Raw genomic sequence first — 10,836 nt, 5'->3', positions numbered from 1 at the left:
CGGCGCGCCGGACGCCGGTGGCGGCCAGGCCGTCGTCGTGCCCTGACACTGGGCCGGCTGGGCCTTGCACGGGCCGGCCGTCGTGCTCCCAGGTGGCCGCCACCGCACCCTGCATGCTGAGGGAATCGTCCTCCGAGTACTCCACCACGCCGCCGTCGTGCGCCGGGGCCGCGTCGGAGGGCATCTTCAGTTGGAGGGACAGGCTCCCCTCCCCGCCGGAGCGGCGGAGGATACGCAGCGGGGAGTCCAGGCGTATGGCAAGGTCGAGGCCCTGCGGCGCGTCGGTCCGCAGCGAAACCACCAGCACTGACGGATCGTGGCTGATGAACGCTTCCACCCGGACGGCATGGCCGTCCAGGAGGTACGTGTTGGTGTTGAGGGCGCGGGCAAGGTCCAGGCCGCGGTGATAGCCCGACGACGGCTGTCCGGGAGCGCCGCCGTCTCCCCGTTCGCCTGCTGCAGGGTTTGCTGCCGTGGCTGATGCCGTGAGGTAGAGGTCGGCGAACGGGAGGTACGCCTGGGAGTGCCGGTGCTGCAGGCTTTTCAGGGTGCCCGCGGCGCCGGCGAAGTCGCCGGCGCCGATCAGGCGGCGGCTTTCGGTGAGGATCCGGTCCGCCTCCTCCCGGCTGAAGACGGGCTCCCGGTCCTGGCTGTGCGGTGACCCGGACCACGCGGACGAGTCATTGAGCTGGAACCGGTGTTCCACGTCCGCGTCCGCCTGGCTGCCGCCGAACACCATGGCGCCCAGCCTGCCGTTTCCCAGGGGCAGGGCCTCCAGCCACCGCGCAGCAGGGGCGTCGTAGGCAAGGAGGTGTTCTGGGGGCATGGGTTCAGATCCTAGGGCCGGCCGGGGAACAAGGGAAGGTCAGGCCACACACTGAACAGCAGCTACAGCCGCGAGAGTTCCGGGACAAACACCCGTAGGTCGTGGCTGTGCACCACCAGGGCACGGAGGTCGGCCAGTTCCCCGGAGACTGCCCCTGTGGCGCGCGCCTGCACCAGGACGTTGCCCAGCGCGGTTGCCTCCACGGGCCCGGCCACCACTTTCTTCCCGGTGACGTCCGCCGTGAGCTGGCAGAGCAGCCTGTTCTGGGAACCGCCGCCCACTATGTGCACCACGTCCACGGTCCGGTCAGCCAGGCGTTCGGCGTCCCGGAGGGTGCGGGCGTAGCCGGCGGCAAGGCTGTCCATGATGCAGCGGGTGATGGCGGCGGGGTCGTCGGGCAGTACCTCTCCGGTGCGCCGCACGGCGGCACGGATGCGTTCGGGCATGTTGTCCGGGGCGATGAAGTAGGGATCGTCCGGATTGATCTGCGGCCCTCCCGGCGGCAGCGCGGCCGCCGCGGTGAGCAGCGCCGTCAGTTCCGGCCGGAACCCCTCCTGCGCCCAGGTCCGCTGGCATTCGCTAAGGAGCCAGAGCCCGCCCATGTTGCGCAGGTAGCGGATGGTGCCGTCCACGCCGCGTTCGTTGGTGAAATTTGCTTCGCGGCTGGCTTCGGTGAGGACCGGGTGCTTGAGCTCGAGCCCTACCAGGGACCAGGTGCCGGAGGAGATGTACGCGAAGTTTTCCCCGCCGTCGTCTGCCGTCGCAGGCACCGCGGCGACCGCCGAGGCGGTGTCGTGTGAGCCTACTGCCACCACCCGGGTTTCCTGCGGCAGGCCCACCCGTGCGGCAATCTCCGGCAGGAGGGTGCCCACGGTTTCGCCGGGCTGGATCAGGGGTGGGAACAGGTCCTTCCGCAGGCCCAGCGCGGTGAGGAACTCGGTGGCCCACTCCCCCGCCACGGCGTCGAACAGGCCCGTGGTGGAAGCGTTCGTGGCCTCCGTCCGGCGCTGCCCGGTGAGGAGGAACGCGATCAGGTCCGGGATCAGGAGTGCCTGCATCCCGTCCAGGTTCTTCTCGCAGGCCAGCTGGTAGATGGTGTTGAACTGCAGGAACTGCAGCCCCGTGGTCCCGTAGAGGCGCGCGGGGTCCAGCTTCCGGTGTACGGGCTCCACAGCGGTCCGGCTGCGGTCATCGCGGTAGCTGAACGGCTGGGCGGTCAGCTCCCCTGCAGCGTTGACCAGGCCGTAGTCCACAGCCCAGGTGTCGATGCCGATGCTGGCCACCTGCTCCCCCTGCGCGGCGGCGACGGTGGCCGCTGCCGACAGGCCCGTGAGCACCTCGGCGAAGAGGGCGTCGAAGTCCCAGCGGAGGCCGCCGTCGATCTCCACCACGCCGTTGGGGAAGCGATGGACCACCTCCAGCTCCACGCTGCTGTCACGGCTTTCGCCGCCTGCCTGGACGCGGCCCAGGATGACCCGGCCGGAGGAGGCGCCAATGTCGACGGCGGCGAACACCGAACCGCCGTCGACACGTCCCTGTGCAGGGGATGCTGACGTGCTCATCGCAGGAAGGCTGCGGCCACTCCGGCGTCCACGGGGATGTGCAGGCCGGTGGTGTGGGACAGTTCGTTGCCGGTGAGCACGGCGGCGGCGTTGGCCACGTGCTCGGGCAGGACCTCGCGCTTGAGCAGGGTGCGCTGGGCGTAGTACTCGCCCAGTTTCTCCTCGTCCACGCCGTACACGGCGGCGCGCTTGGCGCCCCAGCCGCCGGCAAAGATGCCGGAGCCGCGGACCACGCCGTCGGGGTTGATGCCGTTGACGCGGATGCCGTGCTCGCCCAGTTCGGCCGCGAGCAGCCGCACCTGGTGGGCCTGGTCCGCCTTGGTGGCGGAGTAGGCGATGTTGTTGGGGCCGGCGAACACGGAGTTCTTGGAGGAGATGTAGATGATGTCCCCGCCCAGGCCCTGCGCGATCATGACCTTCGCTGCGGCCTTGGCCACCAGGAACGAGCCCTTGGCCATCACGTTGTGCTGCAGGTCCCAGTCCTTCTCGGTGGTTTCCAGCAGCGGCTTGGAAATGGACAGGCCGGCGTTGTTGACCACCAGGTCCACACCGCCGAACGCCAGGACAGCGGCGTCGATCGCTGCGGCCACCTGTTCCTCGTTGGTGACGTCTGCCTGCACACCGATAGCAACGTCCGGGCCGCCGAGCTCTTCGGCCACTTTTTCGGCGTTCTCCAGGTTCAGGTCGGCAATGACAACGCACGCGCCTTCCGCGGCGAGGCGGGTAGCGATGGCCTTGCCAATGCCCGACGCCGCACCGGTCACCAGCGCGATGCGGGTGACGTGGGACTTTGGCTTGGGCATGCGCGCCAGCTTGGCTTCCTCCAGCGCCCAGTACTCGATCCGGAACTTCTCGGACTCCTCGATGGGTGCGTAGGTGGAGATGGCTTCGGCGCCGCGCATCACGTTGATGGCGTTGATGTAGAACTCGCCAGCCACGCGGGCGGTCTGCTTGTTGGCGCCGAAGGAGAACATGCCCACGCCGGGAACCAGCACGATCGCCGGGTCCGCGCCGCGCAGCGCCGGGCTGTCCGCATCCGCGTGGCGGCTGTAGTAGGCCTGGTAGTCCTCACGGTAGTCAGCGTGCAGCTCGTGCAGCCGCGCGATCGAGTCCTCAACCGAGGCGCCGGCGGGCAGGTCCAGGATCAGCGGCCTGACCTTGGTGCGCAGGAAATGGTCCGGGCAGGAGGTGCCCAGGGCGCCCAGCCGCGGGTGCTCGGCGGCTTCGAGGAAGTCCAGGACGACGGCGTCATCGCTGAAGTGCCCCAGCTGCGGCTTGTCCGTGGACGCCAGCCCGCGGATCACCGGTGCCAGCGATGCGGCCTTGGCGCGGCGCTCGGCTTCCGGCAGGGCTGCGTAGCCGGGGAGCTTGGCCCCGAAGGGTTCGGCCTTGCCGTTGTCCCGGATGTAATTCTCGGCCTGTTCGATGATCCAGAGCGAGTTCTGCTCTGCTTCTTCGGACGTGGCGCCCCAGGCGGTGATGCCGTGCCCGCCCAGGATGGTGCCGATGGCCTGCGGGTTGGCGTCCTTGATCGCGGCGATGTCCAGGCCCAGCTGGAACCCGGGCCGGCGCCAGGGCACCCACACCACCTTGCTGCCGAAGATCTTGGTGGTCAGCGCTTCGCCGTCCACAGCCGTGGCAATGGCGATTCCGGAGTCCGGGTGCAGGTGGTCCACGTGCGCCGCGTCCACCAGGCCGTGCATGGCGGTGTCGATCGACGGGGCTGCGCCGCCTTTGCCGTGCAGGCAGTAATCAAACGCGGCCACCATTTCGTCTTCACGCTCAACACCCGGGTAGACGTTCTTCAAAGCGTTCAGCCGGTCCAGGCGCAGCACCGCAAGGTTCTCCGCCTTCAGCGTGCCCAGGTCCCCGCCGGAGCCCTTGACCCACAAAAGCTGGACGTCCTCGCCCGTCACCGGATCCTTCTCGGTGCCCTTCGCGGAGGTATTGCCGCCGGCAAAGTTGGTGTTCCGCTTGTCCGCGCCCAGGCGGTTGGAACGGGAAATCAGGTCTTCAACAGTCTTGTTGCTCATAACTAATCAGGCGCCCCATCCGGCTTGCTGGCCGCCCACGCGGTCCTCGTTGATCTTCTTCTGGTAGCCGCTGGCCTTGAAGGCGGCCAGCGGGTCCGCGGGCAGCCCGCGGGATTCACGCCACTCGGCCAGGACCGGCCGGACATCGGTGTAGAACGCGTCGTTGAAAACTGCGTTCGCCGCCAGGACATCCCCGGCGCGCTGCGCTTCGGCCAGGGCTGCGGTGTCCACCAGCAGGGCGCGGGCGGTCATTTCCTGGACGTTCAGCACGGACCGGATCTGGCCCGGGATCTTTTCTTCCAGGTTGTGGCACTGGTCCAGCATCAGCGCAACCCCGGAGTCCTTGCCGAACCCGCCGCCGCGGATGACCTCGTGCATGATGCGGAAGAGCTGGAACGGGTCCGCGGCACCCACGATGAGGTCGTCGTCGGCGTAGAAGCGCGAGTTGAAGTCGAACGAGCCCAGCTTGCCCAGGCGCAGCAACTGCATCACGATGTACTCGATGTTGGTGCCCGGCGCATGGTGGCCGGTGTCCAGGCAGACGAACGCCTTCTCGCCCAGGGCCAGCGTCTGCGCGTAGGAGGTGCCCCAGTCCGGAACATCGGTGTGGTAAAAAGCCGGCTCGAAGAACTTGTACTCCAGCACCAGCCGCTGCTCGTCGCCCAGGGCGGCGTAGATCTCCTGCAGCGACTCGGCCAGTCGATCCTGCCGGCCGCGCATGTCATCCTGGCCCGGGTAGTTGGTTCCGTCAGCCAGCCAGATCTTCAGGTCCTTGGACCCCGTGGCGTGCATGATCTCAATGCACTCCAGGTGGTGGTCGATCGCTCGGCGGCGCACCGCCTCGTTGGACGATGTCAGGGAGCCGAACTTGTACTCGTCATCCTGGAAGGTGTTGGAGTTGATCGTGCCCAGGCCCACACCCAAACCGGCCGCGTACTCCTTCAGGGCGGCGTAGTCATCCACCTTGTCCCACGGGATGTGCAGCGCAACGGTAGGAGCCAGGCCAGTCAGTTCGTGGACCTTCGCCGCATCCGCAAGCTTCTCCTGCACGGTGCGCGGAGTGCCGGGCGTGCCGAACACCTTGAACCGCGTCCCCGAATTTCCATAGGCCCACGAAGGGACCTCGATGGCAAGCTCCTCGAGCCTGCCCAGCGCCGTTGCTACGTCATTCATGATGGTTCTTTCCGGTGTCGTGATGCTGTGGTCGGTGGTGTGGGCCCCGCTGCTGGAGCCGGTGTGCGTCAGTTCGCGGTGGACTCGGCCGCCGCCAGCTGGCTGTCAAGGTTGAAGACTTCTTCAAGGACCTGGAACCCTTCATCGGGAGCCTGCCCGGAGTCTTCAAAAAGCGTGGCCATTTCCGCCTGCCAGCGGGCGTTGACGTCCGTCAGTGCCATGCGTGCCCGGACGGCGTCGAAGTCGTCGCATTCCAGGTAACCCACAAGGAGCCCGTCCCCGGAGAGGAACAAGGAGTAGTTGTTCCAGCCGGCGTCCTTGAGGGCGCGGAGCATGTCCGGCCACACGGCGGCATGCCGCCGGCGGTATTCGTCGATCATGGCCGGCTGGACCGAGGAGCGGAAACACACCCTCATGTTTGGTTCTCCTGAAATCGCGGATCTTTGAATCGTTTCATTGTTACGATTCAAAGTACTCTTGAATCTGAGCAGGTGTCAAGCATTCCCGCCCGCGGTCCACACCCCGGGCTCAATGCGTGCCACAAAGAGCAGCAGCAGCACGGAGAATCATGAATCGTTCAGCCAGTATCAAGGACGTCGCCAACCATGCCAGCGTGGCGGTGGGCACGGTGTCCAACGTGCTGAATTACCCGGACAGGGTTTCGCAGCGGACCAAGGACCGCGTGCTGAAGGCCATTGACGAGCTTGGCTTTGTCCGCAACGACGCCGCCCGCCAGCTGCGCGCGGGCCACAGCCGCACCATCGGGCTCATCGTCCTGGATGTGGGCAACCCGTTCTTCACCGCCGTCGTGCGTGCGGCCGAGGACGCCGCCGCACTCCACGGCAGTGCTGTCCTGCTGGGAGACAGCGGCCACGACGCCGCCCGCGAGGCCAATTACATCGACCTTTTCCAAGAACAGCGGGTCCAGGGCCTGCTGATCTCACCCGTGGGCGATGTGACCGAGCGTCTGGACCTCCTCCGCGAGCGCGGCGTGCCCACCGTCCTGGTGGACCGGCTGGCGGACGAGGCAAGGTTCAGTTCCGTGGCTGTGGACGACGACGCCGGCGGGTACCTGGCAGCGCGGCACCTGCTGGACACCGGCCGCCGTCGGCTCGCCTTTGTGGGCGGCCCCACCTCCATCCGGCAGGTTGCCGACCGCTTCCAGGGCGCCCAGCGTGCAGTCAAGGAGGAAGCGGACGCCACGCTGGAGGTGCTGGAGTCCGAGGGGCAGACGGTCCTGGCCGGACGCAGCGTGGGCAACTCGCTGGTGGAGCGGGGCCGTGAAGGACTGCCGGACGGCATCTTCTGCGCCAACGACCTCCTGGCTTTGGGCGTGATGCAGTCCCTGACCATGACCCACACGTTCCGCATCCCGGAGGACGTCGCGCTGATCGGCTACGACGACATCGACTTCGCCGTCTCCGCCGTGGTTCCGCTGTCCTCCATCCGGCAGCCCACGGAGGCATTGGGACGTACCGCCATCCAGCTGCTCGCCGAAGAGGTCGGATCCCGGAACCCGACGCACCGTTCGGTGGTCTTCACGCCGGAACTGGTGGTACGGCAGAGCACGAAAGCCAATTAGTTTTCGGCCTGCAACCACTTCATCGACTCGGTCCGGGAGGTAAAGAAGCGGGTGGGACATGGCGGGATATGCACGCCAAGGAAGAAATTGGCGATGATCCGGTCCACCGGACTGGCACCCAGCAGCGCAATGCGGTCGGCGGCGCAGGGGATGGAAAACACGGAGCGGGCCGCCCGGGTGACGTCCTCGGTGGTCGCCATATCCACCAGCATGGGATACGTCTGGTCCCCCGCTATCTCGTTGACGGCCGCCATGGCAGCCTGCGCGTCCTCGATCTCTATCCGGACCTTGGGTTCCCAGATCAGGTGGATGACGCCGTCGGAACGCAACTCCACCGTCCCCTTTCCGCCGTCGACAGTTAAAGGCTCCAAACCTGCTTCCCCTCCCCTGAACAAACCCGATGACCCGAGCAGACCCGCATGACCCTCCTATCATGCCGTAGCTTTTCCGCCCCACCCTCCCGCAGCCCCTCCGCAAGGCCTGGTCCCTGCGCCAACAGCTGGCACCGGCCCTTGTGGGCGGACGGCAGCAGAAGCAAGGATTGGCTATGGATGACCTGCGGCGCACCGCCAGAGACCTGCTGCAGCGGCAGGACCGCGGCCTGGTTGACCTCTGGATCCTGTACTGGAACCATGGCGGGCGCTGCCACCCCTTCGACTTTGATGCCTTCGTCCACGACGTGCTGCCGGTTGAGTGGTTCGACATGGGCGCCCTGGCGGTTGCTGTTGAGGAACTGGCGCTGGAAAGCATAGCCTGATGGATGCCCGCTTCAGTTACAGATGAGCAGAACCGGCTTCTGAGGTCCTGGCTTGGCCCGTTCAGGGTGGTCAAGGACTACTCCTGGCCCCTGCAGGACACCTCCGTGCTCCACGTGTCCACGCCCGGCGGCGGGAGCTTCATCGTCAAGGCCAGCACCACCAGCCACCATATCGGGCGGGAGATCGCCGCCCTCGCCCCGGGCTTGCCCGGCCTTCACGGCACAACCCCCGTGCTCAGGCAGGCTTCGGCAGAGGCGGGAATCCTTGTGACGGAATTCCTGACCGGAACGCCGGTGGGTGGATCCGCTGCCGAGTACCGCCCCGAAACGTACCGCCAGGCCGGAGCGCTCCTGGCACGGCTGCACCGCCCGGCCGGGACCTCGGCCGATTATACGAAGAAGATCGCCTACCAGACACAGCTGCTCATCAGCTCGGCTGAAGGACTCCTGGCCGCCGGCCTGCGCGCCCGGGCCGCTGGGGAACTGGCCGGCATCACACCGGCCCCCGTGGAGCTGGTGACCACCCACGGTGACTACCAGCCCAGGAACTGGCTGGTGGACGGGGGCAAAATCAAAGTAATCGACTTCGGGCGGGCCGACGCCCGACCCTGGGTCCATGACCTGGTCCGCCTCACCCACCAGCAGTTCCTGGGGCGCCCCGCCCTGGCGGAGGCCTTCTACAGCGGGTTGGGGAAGCACCCCAACAGCGCCGCAGCCGACGTGTGGCAGCTGGAAAACCTGAACCACGCCCTGGGGACCGTGGTCTGGGCCCACAAAATAGGTGACTCCGCCTTTGAGCAGTCCGGAGTGGAGCGGCTGGAGCGGATACTGGCGGGCTAGGACCTCCTGCGAGGATGGAGCCATGGAATTCAACCGGCTGCTGCAGATCCGGCGCATCTATGCCCAACCTGCCGCCCTGGAACTGCCCCGGGGCAAGGACATCGTCGGACGCTGGCCGGACGCCGACGTCGTGCTTGTTGACAGCCACTGGAACATCCCGGAGCTGCACGGGGAGGAAACGAACGTGCCGCGCTGGTCCCGGATCAAAACCGAGGCGCTGGTCCTGGGCGTCAAAACGGCGCTGTCCGTCAAGCCCAACGGCCGGTCAGCTGACTTCATTGCCCCTTCAACAGCTAACGGCTGCGCCATGGCATGCGCCTACTGCTACGTGCCGCGGCACAAGGGGTACAGCAATCCGGTGACCGTGTTCGCGAACATCGACCAGATTTCCAGGGCCCTTGAACGGCACGTCACCCGCCAGGGCATCAAGCTGGAGCCCAACCAGTGCGACCCCGAGCTCTGGGTGTACGACAACGGCGAGAACAGCGACTGCTCGGTCGATGCCCTGATCAGCGACAACGTGGAGGACCTCGTCACGCTCTTCCGCGACCTGCCCACCGCCAAGCTGTCCTTTGCCACCAAGTTCGTCAACCCGGCGATGCTCGGCTGGGACCACGGCGGACACACCCGGATCCGGTTCTCCCTCATGCCCGCGGCCCTGGCGAAGTCCATCGACGTCAGGACCTCCCCCGTGGCCGACCGGATGGCCGCCATCAATGACTTCGTTGATGCCGGCTACGAGGTGCATGTGAACTTCTCCCCCGTCATCATCACGGACACGTGGCTCAGCGATTGGGCGGAACTGCTGCGCCAGCTGGACCGCACCCTCAGCTCCGCCGCAAAAGCCCAGCTCGCGGCGGAAGTCATTTTCCTGACCCACAACGAGCGGCTGCACGAGGTCAACCTCGGCTGGCATCCGCAGGCCGAGGATGTGCTGTGGCGCCCGGACCTCCAGGAGTCCAAGATCTCCTCCAACGGCTTCACCAACGTCCGCTACCGCTCGGGGACCAAGGCACGCTACGTGAACCAGCTGACGGCGCTGATTGAAAAGATCGCGCCGTACTGCCGCGTCCGCTACGCGTTCTGAGGCTAAGCGGCCCCACCGGACAGCGGGAGGGGCCCGCGCTAGACTGATCCCATCATGACCGGCGCCCGTCCCCGTCTCCTTGCCTGGCTCGTCGCCCTGGCGACCTGCCTCGGGGCCTGCGCGCCCGCCGTCGGCGTCAACGAAGCGCCCGCCGGGCAAACGGTCCCGGCCTCCCCCGCACAGCCGGCACCTGCCTCCCCTGCACAGCCCTCCGCAACGGGCATTGCCCTCGCCCCGCAGGGGACCACCGCTCCGGTTCCCACCGCCACGCCCACACCAGCACCTCCGCCGCCGGCCCCCGCACCACCCCCGGTCCCCCAGCCTTACGCGTTCAACCTCTACCAGGAGGGTGACTTCGTGCCGCAGTACACCTTTGACTGGTGCGTTGCGGCGAGCATCCAGATGGCGCACAACCTCGTTGACGACACCGGTGGCGGCACCTGGGCCGATTCCGCCCAGCAGGGTGAACTGTGGGAAATGGCACGGGCACGGTCCTCCAATTCCTTCAACGGCGCCAACCCCCTCGGCTGGGCGCAGGTGCTGACGGAAGTGGGCATGGGGCCGTACAAAGTGGTCAGCATCGCCGACTACGGGTCTGCCCTCCAGACGGCGGCACGCGCCATCGCTGACACGGGCCGGCCGGTGGGACTGGTCATGTGGAGCGGCCGCCATGCGTGGGTGATGAGCGGTTTCGAATCAATCGGCGACCCCGCCCAGTTCCCGGAGTTCTCGGTCACGGGCGTCCATGTCCAGGATCCGCTGTACCCGCACGGCAGCGGACAATGGGGCCCGTCGCCCGAGCCCAACAGCCTTCTTACCCCCGAGCAGCTGGCCACGCAGTTCGTGGTCCGCGAGCCGCGGCGCTGGAGCAGCGAACTGCCGGCGGGGTACCTGCTGGAGAGAACATCTGGCTCCCACTGCCGCAATTTCAGCCAATCGCTGAGATTAGCCTCGATGAGCTGGGCAGCCTGCTGTA

At 67.1% G+C, this 10,836-nt stretch carries 11 protein-coding genes; 5 read left to right on the top strand and 6 right to left on the bottom strand.

Features of this window, described 5'->3' with window-relative positions:
• From ACKAE7_RS19400 to ACKAE7_RS19380, 5 genes are all read right to left on the bottom strand, one after another.
• On the bottom strand, window positions 1-826 hold an 826-nt coding region (locus tag ACKAE7_RS19400), incomplete at its 3' end, for a glycoside hydrolase N-terminal domain-containing protein (protein ID WP_408980045.1).
• Between the two features lie 62 nt (window positions 827-888).
• Window positions 889-2,388, bottom strand: a complete 1,500-nt coding sequence (locus ACKAE7_RS19395; protein ID WP_188812595.1) for a rhamnulokinase family protein — start codon at window positions 2,386-2,388, stop codon at window positions 889-891.
• Complete coding sequence (locus ACKAE7_RS19390) at window positions 2,385-4,421, bottom strand: bifunctional aldolase/short-chain dehydrogenase (protein WP_408980044.1); 2,037 nt, start codon at window positions 4,419-4,421, stop codon at window positions 2,385-2,387. Before ACKAE7_RS19390 ends, ACKAE7_RS19395 begins: the two co-directional genes overlap by 4 nt.
• Window positions 4,422-4,427: 6 nt before the next feature.
• Window positions 4,428-5,594 carry an L-rhamnose isomerase gene (gene rhaI, locus ACKAE7_RS19385; RefSeq protein ID WP_408980043.1) on the bottom strand — a complete coding sequence of 389 codons (1,167 nt, stop codon included), beginning with the start codon at window positions 5,592-5,594 and terminating at the stop codon, window positions 4,428-4,430.
• A 68-nt stretch (window positions 5,595-5,662) separates the two neighbouring features.
• On the bottom strand, window positions 5,663-6,010 hold the full coding sequence (locus ACKAE7_RS19380) for an L-rhamnose mutarotase (protein WP_188812589.1): 348 nt from the start codon (window positions 6,008-6,010) through the stop codon (window positions 5,663-5,665).
• Between the two features lie 152 nt (window positions 6,011-6,162).
• Between ACKAE7_RS19380 and ACKAE7_RS19375 the strand changes: the two genes are divergently transcribed.
• Window positions 6,163-7,176, top strand: a complete 1,014-nt coding sequence (locus ACKAE7_RS19375) for a LacI family DNA-binding transcriptional regulator (RefSeq protein ID WP_408980042.1) — start codon at window positions 6,163-6,165, stop codon at window positions 7,174-7,176.
• On the opposite strand, the gene ACKAE7_RS19370 is transcribed toward ACKAE7_RS19375, so the two are convergent.
• Window positions 7,173-7,547, bottom strand: coding sequence for an STAS/SEC14 domain-containing protein (locus ACKAE7_RS19370; protein ID WP_188812586.1), 375 nt, complete (start codon window positions 7,545-7,547; stop codon window positions 7,173-7,175). The two genes, ACKAE7_RS19375 and ACKAE7_RS19370, sit on opposite strands and share 4 nt — an antisense overlap.
• 176 nt (window positions 7,548-7,723) lie before the next feature.
• Between ACKAE7_RS19370 and ACKAE7_RS19365 the strand changes: the two genes are divergently transcribed.
• From ACKAE7_RS19365 to ACKAE7_RS19350, 4 genes are all read left to right on the top strand, one after another.
• A complete protein-coding gene (locus ACKAE7_RS19365; protein ID WP_190614693.1) occupies window positions 7,724-7,933 on the top strand; it encodes a hypothetical protein in 210 nt (69 codons plus the stop codon).
• Window positions 7,934-7,936: 3 nt separating this feature from the next.
• A complete protein-coding gene (locus ACKAE7_RS19360) occupies window positions 7,937-8,773 on the top strand; it encodes a phosphotransferase (RefSeq protein ID WP_408980041.1) in 837 nt (278 codons plus the stop codon).
• 22 nt (window positions 8,774-8,795) lie between these two features.
• Complete coding sequence (locus ACKAE7_RS19355; RefSeq protein WP_408980040.1) at window positions 8,796-9,860, top strand: spore photoproduct lyase family protein; 1,065 nt, start codon at window positions 8,796-8,798, stop codon at window positions 9,858-9,860.
• A gap of 54 nt (window positions 9,861-9,914) precedes the next feature.
• Window positions 9,915-10,836 (top strand): hypothetical protein (locus ACKAE7_RS19350; protein WP_408980039.1); only part of this gene is annotated, 922 nt, incomplete at its 3' end.

This window comes from Pseudarthrobacter sp. NKDBFgelt (genome assembly GCF_046097905.1).
Taxonomy (GTDB): domain Bacteria; phylum Actinomycetota; class Actinomycetes; order Actinomycetales; family Micrococcaceae; genus Arthrobacter; species Arthrobacter polychromogenes.
This window is presented reverse-complemented; position numbering and strand designations above follow the sequence as displayed.